The organism is Acidovorax sp. 107, from assembly GCF_003058055.1.
Lineage (GTDB): Bacteria > Pseudomonadota > Gammaproteobacteria > Burkholderiales > Burkholderiaceae_C > Acidovorax.
The window spans coordinates 1961847-1979354 of record NZ_QBTZ01000001.1 but is presented as its reverse complement, the minus strand read 5'-3'; the positions used below and the strand labels follow the sequence as shown (position 1 = coordinate 1979354).

Here is a 17508-nt window from a genome sequence, read left to right as displayed (position 1 = left end):
TTGTTGTCAGGCAGGCTCGATTTGTTCGCGCCAGGCATGCACGGCCTCAAAAATCGGCGTGTCGCTGAAGCGGAACAGATCCAGCGAGGGCTGGCCGGCATCGCACTGGGCCGTGAAGGGTTGCCAGGACGGCACCACAAACATGTCCCCACGGCGCACCTGCCACTGGTGGTCTCCCACCTTCACGGTGCCCTGGCCGTCAAACACCTGGAACACGGACGAACCCACCTCGCGGCGCGTGCGGGTGGTGGCGCCGCTGCGCACGCGGTGCATCTCGCAGCGGATGGTGGGCAGCACGTCGCGGCCATTGGTGGGGTTGGTGTAGCGCACGGCGGCGTGGCCGGGGCTCAGCGTGGCGGGGTGGCCTTCGGCTTCCAGCGCCAGTTGTTCGTTGAGGGCCTTGTCGGTGTCTACCCACCGGTACGCCAGCATGGGTGTGACGGGCTGGTCCTGCAGTTGCGATACCGGGCGCAGGCCCGGATGCGCCCACAGGCGTTCGGAGCGCGAGAGCGCGGGCGTGATGCGCTCGGCCGGGCTGATGGCGTCGCGCCCCACCTCAAAGAACTGGGACTCGGTGTAGTAGGCGAACGGAATGTCCAGCCCGTCGATCCAGGCCATGGGCTTGTCGGCCGCGTTGTGGTGGGCGTGCCAGTTCCACCCGCCCTGGGGCAGGAAGTCGCCGCGCGACATGCGCACCGAGTCGCCATTGACCACGGTCCACACCCCTTCGCCCTCCACGATGAAGCGGAACGCGTGCTGTGTGTGGCGGTGTTCGGGCGCATCTTCGCCTGGCATCAGGTACTGGATGGCCGCCCACAGCGTGGGTGTGGCAAACGGTCTGCCGCCCAGGGACGGGTTGGCCAGGGCGATGGCCCGGCGCTCGCCGCCTCGGCCCACGGGCACGATGCGGCCGGCTTCATCAGCCAGGGGCACGAGCCGGTCCCAGCGCCAGAGGTGGGCGCTGGCCTTGCTCTGCGGATGGGGGGGCATCAGGTCGCCGATCTGCGTCCACAGTGGCACCAGCATTTCCTGCTCAAAGCCACGGTACAGCTGTTCCAGCGCGGGGGTGGGCTCGGGCTGGCCATGGGCCGCCACGGCGGACAGGCGAACGGGGGACGGTACGGGATCCATCGCGCTCATGGGAATTCCTTGGGTTGAATGTGGGGGGAGGGGCGAAGAACGATTGGGCAGGGCGCCCGGCCGGCTCAGTCGGCCAGGCAGTTGTCGACCTTCCAGCCATACAGCCACTCCATCGCGTCGTAAAAACGCTCGGGGCTGCGGCCCTTCCAGAGGTCGTTGCGCACCAGGCGCTCCACGCCCTGGGCGTGGAAGATGCGGCCCATTTCGCGTGCCGACAGCACCACGCGTGCCGTGCGGGCGATGCGGGAGCGCTCGTACAGTGACAGCGCCTGGGCGAAGTCCTGGTGGCAGCGCTTGAGGGCCTCGCCCAGCGTCACTGCGTCTTCCAGCGCCATGCACGCGCCCTGGGCCAGGTACTGCAGGGTGGGGTGAGCGGCATCGCCCAGCAAGGTGGCGCGGCCAAAGGTCCACTGGCCGATGGGCTCGCGGTCTGCGGTGGCCCAGCGTTTCCAGCTCTTGGGCATGTCGATCAGTTGGTGGGCGCGCGGGCAGCAGTCGCGGTAGTAGCTCTGCACCTCTTCGCGGCTGCCCTCGCGCACGCCCCATTCCTCCTGCTCGCGGCTGTGGAAGGTCACGACCACGTTGTACTGCTCGCCGCCGCGCAGGGGGTAGTGCACCAGGTGGTAGTTGGGGCCGACCCAGATGCTGGCGGCGTTCCAGCGCAGGTCTTCGGGGAAGTCGTTCTTCTCCACCACGGCGCGGTACACCACATGGCCCGATACGCGGGCGGCATCGCCGACGTATTGCTGGCGCACGACGGACTTCACGCCATCCGCACCAATCAGGGCCTGGCCCCGGTGCGCCACGCCATGCTGGTCGTGTACCGTGACGGTGTCGCCGGTTTGCTCCACGCGCTCGATGCGTGTGCCGGTCAGTGTCTCGATGTTGCCGTGCGCTTTGGCCCCTTCCAGCAACGAGGTGTGGATGTCCGCGCGGTGGAGCACGGCGTACGGGTTGCCGAAGCGCTGGCGAAACGCCTCGCCCGTGGGGATGCTGCCCACCAGGCGTTCATCCAGCGCGTCGTGCATCACCATTTCGTCGGTGTAGACCGCGCGGGCCCGTGCCAGCTCGCCAATGCCCAGGGCGTCAAACGCGGCAAAGGCGTTGGGGCCCAGCTGGATGCCTGCACCGATTTCGCCGAGCTGCGGGGCCTGCTCCAGCACCTTGACCGCATAGCCCTGGCGCGCCAGGGCCAGGGCTACTGCCACGCCACCGATGCCACCGCCAGCGACCAGGACGGGTGCTGTGGGAGTGTTCAAAACTGTCATTGCCGCTGTCTCCATCCGTTGTGCCACTGACGTGGATCAATAAGCCGTGTACATATCAAAAGTACACTGATGATTAGTGTAGGGCCTAAAATGATCCGCATCAAGATCGGTAGAAACCCTAGATTCATGTCCGTAGAGATCGACAACCTTCCCGGTTTCCATATCCGCCGCCTGCAGCAGATTGCGGTGGCCGTGTTTCTGGAGGAGACGCAGGCCACGGGCATTACCCCCGTGCAATACGCCGCGCTGTACGCCGTGGGACGCGAGCCCGGCATCGACCAGCGCACGCTGGCGCGCACCATTGGTTTTGACACCTCCACCATTGGCAGCGTGATCGACCGGCTGGAGTCGCGGGGCCTGATGCAGCGCAACGCCCACCCCGAAGACCGGCGCGTGCGGTTGCTGACCCTCACGTCCGAAGGCCAGCGTGTGCTGGAAGAGGTGGAGCCCGGCATGCTGCGCGCGCAGGAGCGCATGCTCCAACCCCTGGCGCCCGAGCAACGCGAGGTGTTCATGGACATGCTGCGCACGCTGGTGCGGGGCAACAACGCGCTCAGCCGTGCGCCCAGCGAGCCGCTGGACGGACGTGCTGCACGGCGCGCCCGGTGACGCCATGGACTGGGACAACCTGCGCTACTTTCTGGAACTGGCCCGCGCCGGCACGCTGGTGGGGGCCGCGCGCCGCCTGGCCGTGGACCACACCACGGTGGCGCGCCGCCTGCAGGCGCTCGAAAAGCAAGTGGGCTCCGCCCTGTTTGCGCGCGAGGCGGGCGGCCACCGGCTGACTGAGGCGGGGCGCGCACTGCTGCCCCAGGTCGAGGCCATGGAGGCCGCCTTTCTGGCGGTGGAAAACGCCACACCCGGCGTGCGCCAGGGCTTACATGGCCTGGTCCGTATCGGCACCACCGAGGGCTTCGGCAACCTGATCCTGGCGCCCCAGCTGGCCCGGTTTGCGCTGGACCACCCCGGCCTGGTGGTGGACCTACTGGCGCTGCCACGGCTGGTGCACCTGTCGCGCCGGGAGGCGGACATCGTCATCTCGCTGGAGCGGCCGGCGCGCGGTGCGGTGGTGGTTGTCAAGCTTACCGACTACGTGCTGCAACTGTATGGAGCGCGCAGCTACCTGCAGCGCCATGCCCCCATCCACACGCCAGACGATCTGCGGGGCCACACCTTCATCAGCTACGTGGACGACCTGCTGTTCAGCAAGGAGCTGCAGATCCTGGACGAGCTGCACCGCCCCGCGCACTTCGCGCTGCGCAGCACCAGCATCCTGGCCCAGTACGAAGCCGCCCGCGTGGGGGCGGGGCTGGCAGTGCTGCCCGCCTTTGTGGCGGCGCAAGACCCGTCGCTGGTGCCCGTGCTGCCGGGGGTGGCACGGTTTCAGCGCACCTTCTGGATGTCCATGCCGGGCGACAACAAACACGTGGCCCGCATGCAGGCCACTTGGGCGTTCTTGCGCGAGGCGGTGGCGGCGCAGCAGGGGTTGCTGTTGCCCCCGGCGCCAGCCAGCTGAAGTTTTCGCGAAGCCGTGGGTGACGGGGATGTGTACGATCATTTGAAACATGCATCTCCCCGCAACGGCTTGCACCCTTACCCACGTCGTTTTATGAACCCTCCCATTTCAGGCGGCGCCGTGACCCCCGCGACGTTGCAAACCTACCTGCACCAACACATCCCCCTGTCCCAGGCCATGCAGGTCACCGTGGTCGAGGTATCGTTGCAGCAAGTGGTGCTGAGCGCGCCCCTGGCACCTAACATCAATCACCGCGAGACGGTGTTTGGGGGCAGCGCCTCGGCCGTGGCCATTCTGGCGGCCTGGTCGATGCTGCACCTGGGGCTCACGGCCGAGGGGCTGGGCAGCCGTCTGGTGATCCAGCGCAACACCATGGACTACCTGGCGCCCATGGACGGTGCCTTCACGGCCGTGGCGCTGGCGCCCGCGCGGCCGGCATGGGAGTCTTTCACCCGCATGATCCGCCGCAAGGGGCTGGGCCGGATCACGCAGGCTGCAGCGCTGCATTACCAGGGGCAGGTGGCGGGTACGCTCGCTGGCGAGTTTGTGGCCTTTGGGCCGGGCTATGCGTGAAGCGTGAGCGGTTGGGCGCCTTTGCATGAGGGTTCAAATTCGCCCCTTTAGTCCCCGCTGATCCCCCAATTGTCCGCGCACCGGGCGCGTAACCTTGTGGCCCTGGGCGATGCCGTGGACTCTGGACAGATGGGGTCACGAAGGCTGTCGCCACACAGGAGTTCATGGCGATGTCCCCTCTCATTTCCGGCCTCGCATCGGTGGCGTCGATGATTTTCAATGCGGCCTCCAGCGGCGCTGGCAAGGCGTCTGCGCGGCGTGGGGGCGAGGCGGCGGCGCCCGAGCCCTCGGCCGTGGTCACGCTCAGCCCTGAGGCGCAGACGCTGGCGGGCATGGCGGGGCAGGGCGTGCTGGCCACTCAAGGTGCGTCTGCGGGCACGGTGAACGCCGTGGGCCGCTCAGCGGGCCAGACCACAGCGGCACTGCCCGGTGGCCGTGCAGCGGGTGCGGTGTCCAAGGACGATTTCCAGGCGCTGCTCACGCGGTTTGGCGCCACCGAGGATCAGAAGCAGCAGATCACGGCGGGCTTTGATGCCGATAAGGACGGCATCATCACCCATGATGAATTCCTCAAGGGGCTGGCGCGTACCAAGGGCCCGCAAGCGGGCAGCGATCCGTTTTCGCAAGCCGTGCTGCAGGTGATGGACCACGCGGGCAATGCCGATGGCACCGTAGCCAAGGAGGAGTTTGCTGCGCTCTCGTCGGCGTTTGCGCTGGCCGAACGGCGTACGCACACGGCCTGAACCGCCTGGGTGGACCTGCGCCCTGACCCGAGTGCGGGGAGGGCCGCTGGGGTCAGGGGGCCGTATCAGGCAACCTTGGGCAGGGGCAGCGACACCCAGAAGCTGCTGCCCTTTCCCGGTTCGCTCTCCACACCCAGGCTGCCGCCCATGCCCTCGACGAGGCGTTTGCACAGCGCCAGACCCAGTCCGGCGCCTTCAAAGCTGCGTGTGGATGACCCATCCACCTGCTCGAACAGCGTGAAGATGCGGTGTTGGTCACCGGCCGCGATGCCGATGCCCTGGTCGGTCACCCGCAGGCGCCAGACCGTCGTTTCAGGGGTGTCCCGTTCGGTTTCCAGGGTCAACTGGATGTGGCCTGAGGGGCTGAATTTCACGGCGTTGTCCAGCAGGTTGACGAGCACCTGCTGAATGCGGCCTGCGTCCCCCACGTGGCAGGCATCGGTGCCTGCGCCATTGATGTCCATGAAGATGTGCAAGCCTTTTTGGCGCGCCTGTGGCTCCAGCAGTTGCACAGCATCGGCCGCCACCTCTGGCAGCGACAGCGGCGCAAACTGGAACGCCACCTGGCGTGTCTCCAGCGCAGCCAGGTCGATCAGGTCGTTCAGCATGCGCATGAGGCCTTTGGCCGCATCCATCACATTGTTCAGCGGGGGCTTCAGGCGCTCATCTTGTGTGCGATTGCGCACCAGTTCGGTCATGCCTAGGATCAGCGTCATGGGGGTCCGCAACTCATGCCCAACGTTGGCCAGGAAGATGCTCTTGGTGCGCAGGGCGGCCTCAGCGGCTTCTTTGGCAATGGACAGCGCCGCCGTTCGCTCCTTGACCCGCGACTCCAGGCGCTGGCGCTCTGCCTGCAGGGCCCGCTCCAGCTCCAGTCGCTCTGTCACGTCGCGGCCAATGCTGTGGTACCCGGCCGGGTGGCCCTGGGCATCACGGTACAGGCGGCTGGACATCTCGAACCAGCGCACGTCGCCATTGGCACAGCGCATCGGCAGCGTCAGCAGCGGCTGCCGCTCTCGCACCGCCTCGCGCAGTGCCGCGGCGCCTTCGGGCATCAGTGTTTTGTAAAAGGAGCGGCCGATGACCTCGTGCGCGGCAATTCCACGCGCCCGTTCGTCCGAGGGGCTCACATACGCCACCGTCATGTCGGGGTTGATGCGCCAGATCACCTCTTCGGCGCCTTCGGTCAGCAGCGTGAACTGCTGGTCCCGGTCAGACAGGTGCTCGTACAGGTGCAACGCCTCGCCCACAAACAGGTAAAAACAAACGCTGCTGAGCAGCAGGGCCAGCGTAAAAACGATGAGGGCATGCGGTGAATACGGCACCCTTTGCAGGCCATTGCTCCCGAGCACCAGCGCCAGGGTCACCAGGGTGTAGCCGATGCCTGCAGTCCGGCCCAGCAGCAGGTAGGCAGCCCCCACACCGATCAGGAACCACACGGCACGCAGTTCGTGGCCCATGGGCTGCAAGAGGGCATACGTGAACAACGCGAGCCCGATCACGGTCTGAAAGAGCGCCACCGGCGCATACACCTGCGGCCAGCGGCGCACGGCCCACCACAGCACCACCATCAACGCTGTGCTCGCACCGATAGCAAGGCTCCATGCCCCCGGGGTGCTGACCAGCCCCGCAGAGCCCACGCCCAGCAACAACAGCCCAAAAGCCACGTTCGCCAACAGGATCCCTTGGAGCAGGCGAACCTGAAACAGCCTCATGTGACCGACGTGAGGGGGTGAAAGAGGCACGGATAGCGGGCAGAGTGGTTGTGAAATAGATATATCGTTTGTATCAAATAAATTATTAAACTGCAAATATTATCAATTTAAGCGTATTTTTTACGCGAATTGATCATTTGATGCTTGGGTATGCGACCGAGTGGCTTGCCCGACAGAGCGTCCTCATCACAGGACGCCCATGAAAAAGGGCCCTGAAAAGGGCCCACGTGCACGCTGCAGAATTTTCCAGATGAGAGCAGTGTTCGCTCCCACCTGCATCGATGGCTCAAAGACCGTTCATATCCGGCCCATCAGCAGCAGGATCACCAGGATCAGCACCACCAGCCCAATCCCGCCGCTGGGCCCATAGCCCCACGAGCGGCTGTGGCCCCAGGTAGGCAGCGCGCCGACCAGGATGAGGATCAGGACGATCAGAAGAATCAGCGAGAGTGACATGGCAGTTCCTTGTTGGAGTGGTTTGCGGTGAGTGCATTGTTGGGTGCACCCCGCGAACGGCCCGCAGGTGCCGCGCCCGCCGCGCGGTCAGGGATTTCCGACACCGGCTGTGGGATGCGCGGACTGCAGCGGGGCGGGGCCCCGCTGGCTCACTGCGTCGTCATATCAAAAATGATAGCTGCTAGCGCATGATTCCCTAGCGCTTGCAGCCGTTTTGGCCTGAACTGTCCGCCGCGAGGCCCTGTCACGCGGCGGACGGGCTCAGTGCGCGCCCGCAGCGTCTGCCGCACCCGCGCCGCCGGTGCGCGCTGGTCGCTTGGTCAGCCAGATCAGCCCGATCAGCAGCAGGAACAAGCCCGCCGAACCCAGGAAGATGTCATTGGCCGCGCGGGTGAAGGCCTGCTGGTCGATCAGCCGGTTGATCTGCGCCAGCGCCTGCATCTGCGTGAGGCCGGATGCCATCAAGCCATCCAGCGTCTGCGCAAACACGCCCTGGCCTTGCACCAGCCCTTCGGTCAGGTGGGCGTGGTGCATGGCGGCGCGGCTCTCCCACAGCGTGGTGGCAATCGACGTGCCCATGGCCCCGGCGGTGATCCGCACGAAGTTGCTCAGGCCCGCCGCCGCCGGGATGCGCTCAGGCGCCACACCGGCCAGCGTCAGCGTGGTCAGCGGGATGAAGAAGAACGCCATGGCCGCGCCCTGCAGCAGCGTGGGGATCAGGATGTGGATGAAGTCCGTCTGCACCGTGAACTGCGAGCGCATCCACAGCACTGTGCTGAACACGATGAACGCCCCCGTGGCCATGCGGCGCGGGTCCCACTGGCCCACCTTCTTGCCCACCAGCGGCGTGAGCAAGATGGCGAACACGCCCACCGGCGCCAGCGCCATGCCGGCCGATGTCGCGGTGTAGCCCATCCACTGCTGAAGCCACAGCGGCAGCAGCACCACGTTGCCGAAGAAGAGGGCGTAGGCCACCGACAGCGCCAGCGCGCCAAAGGTGAAGTTACGGCCCTTGAAGAGCTTGAGGTCCACCACCGGGTGCTTCTCGGTCAGCTCCCACACCAGGAAGACGGCGAACGCCACCACGGCGACCACAGCCATCATGACGATCTCGCCCGAGGCAAACCAGTCCAGCTCCTTGCCCTTGTCGAGCATGAGCTGCAGCGCCCCCACCCACAGCACCAGCAGGCTGAGGCCCACAGTGTCGATAGGCAGCTTGCGGATGGGTGTCTCGCGCTTGCGGTAGATGCCCCAGGTGAGCAGCCCGGCCAGCAGGCCCACGGGCACGTTGATGTAGAAGATCCACGGCCACGAGATGTTGTCGGTGATCCACCCGCCGAGCAGCGGCCCCACCACGGGCGCGACCAGCGTGGTCACGCCCCATAGCGCCAGCGCCGTGCCCGCCAAGGCACGCGGGTAGCTGGCCAGCAGCAGGGTCTGGCTCAGGGGAATCATCGGCCCGGCCACCAGGCCTTGCAGCACGCGGAAGAAGACCAGCATCTCCAGCGACGAGGCAAAGCCGCACAGCCATGACGTGAGCACGAACAGCAGCACGCTCATGGTGAATAGGCGCACCGCGCCAAAGCGCTGCGTGAGCCAGCCGGTGAGCGGCACCGAGATCGCGTTGGCCACGCCAAAGCTGGTGATGACCCAGGTGCCCTGGCCAGGGCTCACGCCCAGGTCACCGGCAATGGCGGGGATGGAGACGTTGGCGATGGACGAGTCCAGCACGTTCATGAACGTGGCCAGCGACAGCGACAGCGTGCCCAGCAGCAGGGCGGTGCCGTGCAGTGGCGGATAGGAAGCGGGCGGGCCGGGTGGCGCCGCAGGGGGCGACACCGCAGCAGGCGCCGCCGGAGCGGGGGCCTGGCCTGCGGTGTCAGCAGTGGGGTTGGCGGCAGTCATGCTCGGTCAACCCCGCTCACTGCACCACCGGGGCCTGCACTGCAGGTTGCACCGGGGCCGATGCATGCTTTTGGGCCTGCACGGCGGGCTGGCTGCTCACCTTCGGCGACGCCACCGCCACGGCGGCCTTGCCGCTGCGGCCCAGGTTGGCGGCGATGATGTGCGCCACTTCGTCGTCGGCGGCCTTGAACTGCTCGTCGAACACCGCGGTGGCGGCCACGGGGGTAGTGCGCTGGGTGTCGGCCAGCGTCTTGCCGCTCTGGTCGGCGGTGTCCACCTTCACTTCCATCGACAGGCCCACGCGCAGCGGGTGCTCGGCCACTTCCTTGGGGTCGAGCGCAATGCGCACGGGCACGCGCTGCACCACTTTGATCCAGTTGCCGGTGGCGTTCTGTGCGGGCAGCAGCGCAAAGGCGGCGCCTGTGCCCGCGCCCAGGCCTGTCACGGTGCCGTGGTAGGTCACCTTGGTGCCGTACACGTCAGCTTCCAGCTCGGCGGTCTGGCCGATGCGCAGGGTCTTGAGCTGGCTTTCCTTGAAGTTCGCGTCCACCCACAGGTCGTTCAGGGGCACCAGGGTCATCAGTGGGGCGCCCGCCTGCACACGCTGGCCCACCTGCACGCCGCGCTTGGCCACATGGCCATCCAGCGGGGCGACCAGCTGGGCGCGCTGCACCGCCAGGTACGCCTCGCGCACGCGGGCCGAAGCGCGCTGCACGTTCGGGTGCTGCTCGATGGACGTTCCTTCGGTCTGCGTCTGGCTGGCGGCCAGTTGTTCTTGCGCGGCCAGCACAGCCGACTGGGCTGCGGCTACGGTGCTCTTGGCGGCGGCCAGCTGCGCGGTGGCGTGCTGGAACTCTTCCTTGCCCACGGCACCGCTGGCCATCAGCGGGGTGCGGCGGTTCACGTCGTCCTGCATGCGGGCGGCGTCGGCCTGGGCGCGTGCCAGGTCGGCGCTACGCAGGCTGACCTGCGCCTTCAGCGTGGAGTTGTTGGCGTACAGGGTGCGCACTTCGCGCACCGTCTGCGCCAGCTGGGCCTCGGCCTGCTCCAGCGCCACGCGGGCGTCAGCGGGGTCGAGCTTGACCAGCAACTGGCCGGCTTTCACATAGTCGGTGTCGTCCGCGCCGATGGACACCACGGTGCCGCCGATCTGCGGCGTGATCTGCACCACGTTGCCTGCCACGTAGGCGTTGTCGGTGGTTTCTACATGGCGGCCATTGGCCCAGTGCCAGCCGCCCCAGCCAATGGCCACCAGCGCGACGGCGGCGGCAATCAGGGTGAGGCCCCGGCGGCGGGCGGTGTTGGCTTCGTTGGCGGTGAGGGGTTCGCTGTTGGCGGTCATGGCAGTGGTCTTTCAGGAATGTGTTGTTATGTGTTTTTGAATTGGGCGGTGTGGCGTTCTGGGCTGGTCAGTGCGCGGCGGTGTGCAGCACGGCCGTGTCGTCGGTCCAGCCGCCACCCAGCGCCTTCATCAGCACCAGGCGGGTGTCGAGCTGGCGGGCGCGCAGGTCCACGGCCAGGCGGCGCTGGGCCAGCACCTGGCTTTCGGTGGACAGCACCACCAGGTAGTTGCCCAGGCCTGCGCGGTAGCGCTCCTGCGCAAAGCGGTAGGCCTTTTCGGCACTGGCCACGGCCTCGTCCTGCAAGGCCTGCTGGCGGGTGAGCGACTGGATGGACGCCACGGCGTCGCCGGCTTCCTTCACCGCATCGAGAACGGCGCCGTTGTACTGGGCGATGGCGGCATCCAGCTCGGCGGCGCGGCCGCCCAGCTGGGCGCGCAGGCGTCCCCCGTCAAAGATCGGCAGGCGCAGCGCAGGTGTCACGCCCATCTGGCGCGAGCTGCCGTTGAACAGCCGGTCCAGCCCCAGCGAGTTCAGGCCGATGAACGCGCCGATATTGATGTTGGGATAGAACTCGCTGCGCGCGCTGTTCACGCCTTGCGTGGCAGCCTCTATGCGCCAACGGGCGGCCACCACATCGGGACGGCGGCCCAGCAGGTCGGCGCCCAGCACCTCGGGCACGGCGGTGGGTTGCAGTGCGGTGAGTCGGGGCGTGAGCTGGGGCAGGGCGTCGGGCGCTTGGCCGGTCAGCACGGCCAGCTGGCGGCGGCCCAGGGTGATCTGCTCGTCCAGCGCTTCGATTTGTGTGCGGGCATCGGGCACCGCGGCCTGGGCCTGGGTCAGCTCGACCTGGCTGTCCAGGCCTGCAGCGGTGCGCTCTTGCGTGAGCTTGCGCTGTTCTTCGCGTTGCTCCAGCGCACGTTGGGCCACGTCGCGCTGGGCCACCAGCCGGGCCAGGGCCACATAGCTGCGGCCCACCTGGGCGGCCAGGGTGTTGGTGGCGGCTGCTGCATCGGCCTGGGCGGCGCGGGCCTGGCCCAGGGCGGCCTGCAGCTCGGCGGCGTGCTGGCCAAAAAAGTCGGGCGACCAGCTCAGGCTGGCTTGCACGGTGCCGCTGTTGTACGTGTTGCCGGCAATGGGGGCGGGCACCAGCCCGTTGGCGGTGTAGCGCTGGCGGGTGGCGTCCACGCCCAGCGTGGCTTGCGGGCCGTTGGCGGCCTCACGCACCAGGCTCAGGGCCACGGCTTGCTCCAGGCGGGCGCGGCTCACGGCCAGGCTGGGGTTGCCCTGCAAGGCGGTGTCGATCAGGGTGTTGAGCTGCTCGTCGCCCAGGGCTTTCCACCACTGGCTGGTGGCCACAACGTCGGTGGTGGCTGCGGTCAGGCCAGCGGCGGCCGGGGTGGTTTGCGCCAGCGGTGTGTGGGCGGGGCCTGGGTTGGCACAGCCCACCAGCAGCAGCGCGGCGGCCAGGGCAACGGCCGACACCGCCAGATGGGCGGCGAGGGCAGAGCGGGTGGACAGAGGGGTGGGGGCAGTGGCGGTCACGGAAATCTCCAGGGGGCAGGGCAACAGGGCGGGATCAACCGGCTGCGGGTTCGGTGGGTGAGGGGGTCTGCTGGCGCAGCGCTTCGCCGTTGGCCAGCATGCGGCGCAGCATGGACAGCAGCAGCTGCCACTCGTCGTGGCTGAAGTCGCTGAGGTGGCCGTTGAGCACGTCGGCCAGCACGGGCGGCACCAGCGCTGCAATGCGCTGGCCCTCGGCCGTGAGCTTGAGCTGCACGACGCGGCGGTCCACGGTGGAGCGCTCTCGCACCACCAGGCCCTTGGCTTCCATGCGGTCGAGCGACCGGGTCATGGAGGCGGGGTCGGTCTCCAGGTCCCGCGCCAGGGTGGCCACCGTGGCGGTCTCGCACAGCGACAACTTGAACAGCGGCAGCCACTGGGCGTAGGTGAGCTCGTGCAACGACAGCTGGGCATCGGCCTGCGTGCGGATGGACGACATCACCTTGCGCATCAGGTAGCCGACGCTGTTTTCGGGCACCAGCTTGCTGGGGTCGTAGTGCTCGGCGTTGTAGAACGCGGGGGCTTGGCTGGGTTTGGGGGGAGCTGACATGGGTGGCAAATTTAATTGACTAGACAATTATTGTCTTTGCATTGATTAAATTCCTGACACTGAAAAGGGGCCTTTGGGCTGGGACAGGGCCCACGGTCGGGGCGCAACGGATAGCGGTTTGCGGTGCCGGAAATGGCGCACGCGACCGATGCGCGCCTCTGCTATCAAGCTCACTCAAAGTCGATTTGCTACGTATTTGATAGCTGTCGAGGAATGTTCGACTAGCGCATCTGCTCAAAAGACCTTGATATTTGGAGCGCAGGCCGCCACCGATATAGTGGGGCGCCTCGCTGTTCGACCTTTCCGTACCTCGCCCACCGGGACACCGCCATGACCGCTGCCGCTGATTCCTCTGCCTCCCCGCCCACCGCCTCGGACGTTTCCCCACCCCTGCGTTTCGCCGTGATGGGCGCGGGCGCCGTGGGCTGCTACTTTGGTGCCTTGCTTGCCCGCGCGGGCCATGCCGTTACGCTCATCGGGCGGCCCGCCCATGTATTGGCCGTGCGCGACCACGGCCTGCGGCTGCAGACGGCGGCGATGGACGTGCAGGTGCCCTTGGCGGCCAGCACCGAGCCCAGCGCGGTGCACGGTGCGGACGTGGTGCTGTTCTGCGTGAAGTCGTCCGACTCGGAAGACGCTGCGCAGCAGATACGCCCGCACCTCGCGCCCGGCGCGCTGGTGCTGACCTTGCAGAACGGCGTGGACAACGACGAGCGCGTGCGCGCCGTGCTGGACGCCAGCACCCCCGTGGCCGCCGCTGTGGTTTACGTGGCCACCGCCATGGGCGGCCCCGGGCATGTGGTGCACCATGGCCGGGGCGAACTGGTGATTGCGCCGTCGCCGCGCAGCGACGAGGTGGCCCGCCAGCTCACGGCGGCGGGCATCCCCACCCAAGTGTCAGACAACGTACGCGGCGCGCTCTGGGCCAAGCTGGTGCTCAACAGCGCCTACAACGCGCTGTCGGCCCTGTCGCAGCAGCCCTATGGGCCGCTGGTGCAGGTGCCGGGCGTGACGCAGGTGATTGCCGACATCGTGGCCGAATGCCTGGCGGTGGCAGCGGCCGATGGGGTGACGATTCCGGGCGATGTGCAGGCCGCCGTGCGCGGCATTGCCAGCACCATGCCAAGTCAGTATTCGTCCACCGCGCAGGATCTGGCGCGGGGCAAACCCACCGAGATTGACCACCTGAACGGTTATGTGGTCAAGCGCGGCGCCGCACTGGGGGTGCCGACGCCGCTGAACCACGCGCTGCAGGTGCTGGTCAAGTTGGCCGAGATGAAGCGCGCTGCAGGCTGAGTTTCGGACGCGGTCAGGCCAGCGCAGCTTCTTCCAGCAACCGCTCACGCACGGCCTGCGCCGCCTGCACCATGTGGCGCAGCGCGGCCTCGGTCTCGGGCCAGCCCCGGGTTTTGAGGCCGCAGTCGGGGTTCACCCACAGGTGTTCCACGGGCACGACCTCGGCGGCTTTCTCCAGCAGCGCGGCCATCTCCTGCACGCCGGGCACGCGGGGTGAGTGGATGTCGTACACGCCGGGGCCGATCTCGTTGGGGTAGTGGAAATCACCGAAGCCTTGCAATAGCTCCATGTCCGAGCGGCTCGTTTCAATCGTGATCACATCGGCGTCCATGGCCGCGATGGCGGGCAGGATGTCGTTGAACTCGCTGTAGCACATGTGGGTGTGGATCTGCGTCTCGTTGCGCACGCCGCTGGCACTGATGCGGAAGGCGCGCGTGGCGCGGTCCAGATAGCTCTTCCACCCCGCGCGGCGCAGCGGCAGGCCTTCGCGGATGGCGGGCTCGTCGATCTGGATGATGGCGATGCCTGCTGCCTCCAAGTCACACACCTCGTCGCGGATCGCCCAGGCGATCTGGTCGGCTGTGGTGGCGCGGGGCTGGTCGTCACGCACAAAGCTCCACTGCAGGATGGTGATGGGGCCGGTGAGCATGCCCTTCATGGGCTTGGCGGTCAGGCTCTGGGCGTATTGCGTCCAGGCCACCGTCATGGGGGCGGGGCGGGCTACGTCGCCATAGATGATGGGCGGCTTCACGCAGCGCGAGCCATAGCTTTGCACCCAGCCGTTGGCGGTGAAGGCAAAGCCGTCAAGCTGCTCGCCAAAGTATTCGACCATGTCGTTGCGCTCGGCCTCACCATGCACCAGCACGTCAATGCCCAGCGCTTCCTGCTTGTGCACGGCCAGGGCAATTTCCGCTTCCATCTTTTGTTGGTAGTGGCCGGCATCCAGTGCCCCGCGCTTGAAGGCGGCACGGGCCGCGCGGATCTCTGCCGTCTGCGGGAACGAGCCGATGGTGGTGGTGGGCAGCAGCGGCAGCTTGAGCCGTGTGCGCTGGGCCTTTTGCCGGGCGGGGAAGGCGCTGGCACGCTGGTCGGCGCCCGGTGCGGCGGCGGCAATGCGTGCGGCCACGGTGGCGCGATGCACACGCGGGCTGGCGCGGCGGGCTGCCAAGGCAGTGCGGGCTGCGTGCAGTTCGTCATCCACGGCCGCTTCGCCTTGCGACAAGGCGGTGGATAGAACCCGCAGTTCATCCAGCTTTTCCACCGCAAACGCCAACCAGGACTTCACCTCGGCGTCCAGCTGCGTCTCGGCCTGCAGACTGAACGGCACATGCAGTAGCGAGCACGATGGCGCCAGCCACAGCTCGCCCTGGTGCTTGTCGGCCACGGGGCGCAGCTTTTGCAGCGCCGCATCCAGGTCGGTGCGCCAGATGTTGCGGCCGTCCACGATGCCCACCGACAGCAGCTTGTGCGAGGGCAGCCAGTCGGCCACGCCCACCAGCTCGTCGGGCGCACGCACGGCATCCACATGCAGGCCCGCCACAGGCAGCTGGCAGGCCAGGCGCAGGTTTTCGGCCAGCGGCGAGAAGTAGGTGGCCAGCAGCAGCTTGGGCGCGCTGCGGGCCAGTTGCCAGTAGCTGGGCTCAAAGGCATGACGCCACGCATCGGGCAGGTCCAGGCCCAGGATGGGCTCGTCGATCTGCACCCATTCCACACCCTGCGCCTTCAGGCGCGCCAGCACGGTTTCGTACACCGGCAGCAGTGACTCCAGCTGGCTGAAGCGGTCAAAGCCCGCCGTTTTGGATTTGCCCAGCCACAAGAAGCTCAGCGGTCCCAGTAGCACGGCCTTGACGCGGTGGCCCAGCGCCTGGGCCTCGGCCACTTCGGCAAACAGGCGCTCGCTGGCCAGGTGGAACTGGGTGTGGGCGCTGAACTCGGGCACGAGGTAGTGGTAGTTGGTGTCAAACCACTTGGTCATCTCCAGTGCGGGCTGGCCTGCAGTGGGGTGCTTTGCTTGGCAACCGGCGCTGCAGCCTTGGTGGTCGTCGGTGGCGTGGGCCGACACGCCCCGCGCCATCGCAAAGTAGCGGGCCAGCTCAGGCGCTTGGGCGTCAAAGCCAAAACGCGCAGGTTCGCAGCCCAGCAGCTGGATGTGGTTGGCCACATGGTCGTACAGCGCAAAGTCGCCCACCGTGGCATAGCCCAGGCCCGCATCGGCCTGCGCCTGCCAGTGTTGCTGGCGCAACTGGGCGGCGGTGGACTGCAGCTCGGCCTCGGTGCTGTCGCCCCGCCAGAAGGATTCGAGCGCGAATTTCAGCGCGCGTTGCGACCCCATGCGCGGAAAGCCCAGGGTGTGCGTGAGCACGGGGCGGCGGGTGGCGGCGGTTACGGCAACTGCGGCGAGCGACATGGTGATTTCCTTCTTCTGAATAGAGCAATGCAATGAAGGCACCAATGGTCGCGCGGGCTCGTTTATTATTCAAACGAAAGTTTTAGTCGATCAACTTGAAAATTAATAATGAACCAGTCGATCCTGGAAGTGCGCCACCTGCGCACGCTGGTCGCCCTGCGCGACAGCGGCAGTCTGGTGCGGGCCGCGCACTTGCTCAACCTCACCCAGTCCGCGCTGTCGCACCAGATCAAGCTGCTGGAAGACCGCTACGGCCAGCCGCTGTTTGAGCGCAAATCGGTGCCGCCGCAGTTCACCGCTGTGGGCGAACGCCTGCTGGCGCTGGCCGACGCCGTGCTGCCGCAGGTGGAAGGGACCGAGCGCGACATCGCGCGCCTGGTGCTGGGGCAGGGCGGGCAGATGCGCATTGCGGTGGAATGCCACACCTGCTTTGACTGGCTGATGCCCGCCATGGACGCGTTTCGCACCCGCTGGCCTGAGGTGGAGCTGGACATCGTGAGCGGCTTCCATGCCGACCCGGTGGGCCTGCTGCACCAAGGCCGGGCCGATGTGGCCATCGTGTCGGAGGTGGATGGTGACGAGGCGGGCGTGGACTGCCACGCGCTGTTTGGGTTTGAAATCCGCGCGCTGCTGGCCAACACGCACCCACTGGTGGCCAAGCCGCATCTGGTGGCGCAGGACTTTGCCGACCAGACCATCATCACCTACCCCGTGCCCGACGAAATGCTGGACCTGATCCGCCAGGTGCTGGAGCCCGCGGGGGTACGCCCCCCGCGCCGCACCACCGAGCTGACAGTGGCCATGCTGCAACTGGTGGCCAGCGGGCGCGGCGTGGCGGCGCTGCCGCTGTGGGCGGTGCAGAGCTACCTGGACCGGGGGTATGTGACGGCGCGGCCTATTGGTGATAAGGGCTTGCGCGGTGAGCTGCATGCCGCGTGCCTGCCCAGCCTGTCTGCCAAGCCGTACCTGCAGGACTTTGTTCAGGTGACGCGCGAGACGAGCTTTGTGACGCTCAAGGGCGTAGAACTTTTGTAGC

General features: G+C 67.2%; 15 protein-coding genes. 6 read left to right on the top strand and 9 right to left on the bottom strand.

Features of this window, described 5'->3' with window-relative positions; translation table 11 throughout:
* Nucleotides 1–6: 6 nt before the first annotated feature.
* Together C8C99_RS09345 and C8C99_RS09340 are read right to left on the bottom strand one after the other, a co-directional pair.
* Nucleotides 7–1140 carry a cupin domain-containing protein gene (locus C8C99_RS09345; protein WP_108625590.1) on the bottom strand — a complete coding sequence of 378 codons (1134 nt, stop codon included), beginning with the start codon at nucleotides 1138–1140 and terminating at the stop codon, nucleotides 7–9.
* Between the two features lie 65 nt (nucleotides 1141–1205).
* Nucleotides 1206–2408 (bottom strand): 3-hydroxybenzoate 6-monooxygenase, encoded by a 1203-nt coding sequence (locus C8C99_RS09340; protein ID WP_108625589.1) that lies wholly within the window; start codon nucleotides 2406–2408, stop codon nucleotides 1206–1208.
* 126 nt (nucleotides 2409–2534) lie between these two features.
* On the opposite strand from C8C99_RS09340, the gene C8C99_RS09335 reads away from it, so the two are divergent.
* The 4 genes from C8C99_RS09335 to C8C99_RS09320 all read left to right on the top strand — a co-directional run bounded on the left by C8C99_RS09335 (nucleotide 2535) and on the right by C8C99_RS09320 (nucleotide 5240).
* The gene (locus C8C99_RS09335; RefSeq protein WP_108625588.1) at nucleotides 2535–3017 is read left to right on the top strand and encodes a MarR family winged helix-turn-helix transcriptional regulator; all 483 of its coding nucleotides are present in this window, start codon (nucleotides 2535–2537) and stop codon (nucleotides 3015–3017) included.
* Between the two features lie 4 nt (nucleotides 3018–3021).
* A complete protein-coding gene (locus C8C99_RS09330; RefSeq protein WP_108627106.1) occupies nucleotides 3022–3924 on the top strand; it encodes a LysR family transcriptional regulator in 903 nt (300 codons plus the stop codon).
* 93 nt (nucleotides 3925–4017) lie between these two features.
* Nucleotides 4018–4497 carry a YiiD C-terminal domain-containing protein gene (locus C8C99_RS09325; RefSeq protein WP_233247191.1) on the top strand — a complete coding sequence of 160 codons (480 nt, stop codon included), beginning with the start codon at nucleotides 4018–4020 and terminating at the stop codon, nucleotides 4495–4497.
* A gap of 170 nt (nucleotides 4498–4667) precedes the next feature.
* On the top strand, nucleotides 4668–5240 hold the full coding sequence (locus C8C99_RS09320) for an EF-hand domain-containing protein (RefSeq protein ID WP_108625587.1): 573 nt from the start codon (nucleotides 4668–4670) through the stop codon (nucleotides 5238–5240).
* A 65-nt stretch (nucleotides 5241–5305) separates the two neighbouring features.
* Here the strand turns inward: C8C99_RS09320 and C8C99_RS09315 are convergent, their stop codons facing one another.
* The 6 genes from C8C99_RS09315 to C8C99_RS09290 form a co-directional block, all read right to left on the bottom strand.
* The gene (locus tag C8C99_RS09315) at nucleotides 5306–6907 is read right to left on the bottom strand and encodes a PAS domain-containing sensor histidine kinase (RefSeq protein WP_233247342.1); all 1602 of its coding nucleotides are present in this window, start codon (nucleotides 6905–6907) and stop codon (nucleotides 5306–5308) included.
* Nucleotides 6908–7252: 345 nt separating this feature from the next.
* Nucleotides 7253–7411: a DUF3309 family protein gene (locus tag C8C99_RS09310; RefSeq protein ID WP_007856361.1), complete on the bottom strand. Its 159-nt coding sequence runs from the start codon at nucleotides 7409–7411 to the stop codon at nucleotides 7253–7255.
* 261 nt (nucleotides 7412–7672) lie between these two features.
* The gene (locus tag C8C99_RS09305; protein WP_255411683.1) at nucleotides 7673–9316 is read right to left on the bottom strand and encodes a DHA2 family efflux MFS transporter permease subunit; all 1644 of its coding nucleotides are present in this window, start codon (nucleotides 9314–9316) and stop codon (nucleotides 7673–7675) included.
* Between the two features lie 16 nt (nucleotides 9317–9332).
* Nucleotides 9333–10658: an HlyD family efflux transporter periplasmic adaptor subunit gene (locus C8C99_RS09300; RefSeq protein ID WP_108625585.1), complete on the bottom strand. Its 1326-nt coding sequence runs from the start codon at nucleotides 10656–10658 to the stop codon at nucleotides 9333–9335.
* A 67-nt stretch (nucleotides 10659–10725) separates the two neighbouring features.
* On the bottom strand, nucleotides 10726–12201 hold the full coding sequence (locus C8C99_RS09295) for an efflux transporter outer membrane subunit (RefSeq protein WP_199226369.1): 1476 nt from the start codon (nucleotides 12199–12201) through the stop codon (nucleotides 10726–10728).
* Between the two features lie 34 nt (nucleotides 12202–12235).
* Nucleotides 12236–12769 (bottom strand): MarR family winged helix-turn-helix transcriptional regulator, encoded by a 534-nt coding sequence (locus C8C99_RS09290; protein ID WP_108625584.1) that lies wholly within the window; start codon nucleotides 12767–12769, stop codon nucleotides 12236–12238.
* 330 nt (nucleotides 12770–13099) lie between these two features.
* Between C8C99_RS09290 and C8C99_RS09285 the strand changes: the two genes are divergently transcribed.
* Nucleotides 13100–14065 carry a ketopantoate reductase family protein gene (locus C8C99_RS09285; protein WP_108625583.1) on the top strand — a complete coding sequence of 322 codons (966 nt, stop codon included), beginning with the start codon at nucleotides 13100–13102 and terminating at the stop codon, nucleotides 14063–14065.
* Nucleotides 14066–14078: 13 nt separating this feature from the next.
* Here the strand turns inward: C8C99_RS09285 and metE are convergent, their stop codons facing one another.
* Nucleotides 14079–16472, bottom strand: coding sequence for a 5-methyltetrahydropteroyltriglutamate--homocysteine S-methyltransferase (gene metE / locus C8C99_RS09280; protein ID WP_108625582.1), 2394 nt, complete (start codon nucleotides 16470–16472; stop codon nucleotides 14079–14081).
* A 108-nt stretch (nucleotides 16473–16580) separates the two neighbouring features.
* On the opposite strand from metE, the gene C8C99_RS09275 reads away from it, so the two are divergent.
* On the top strand, nucleotides 16581–17507 hold the full coding sequence (locus C8C99_RS09275) for a LysR family transcriptional regulator (RefSeq protein ID WP_108625581.1): 927 nt from the start codon (nucleotides 16581–16583) through the stop codon (nucleotides 17505–17507).
* Nucleotide 17508 lies beyond the last annotated feature (1 nt).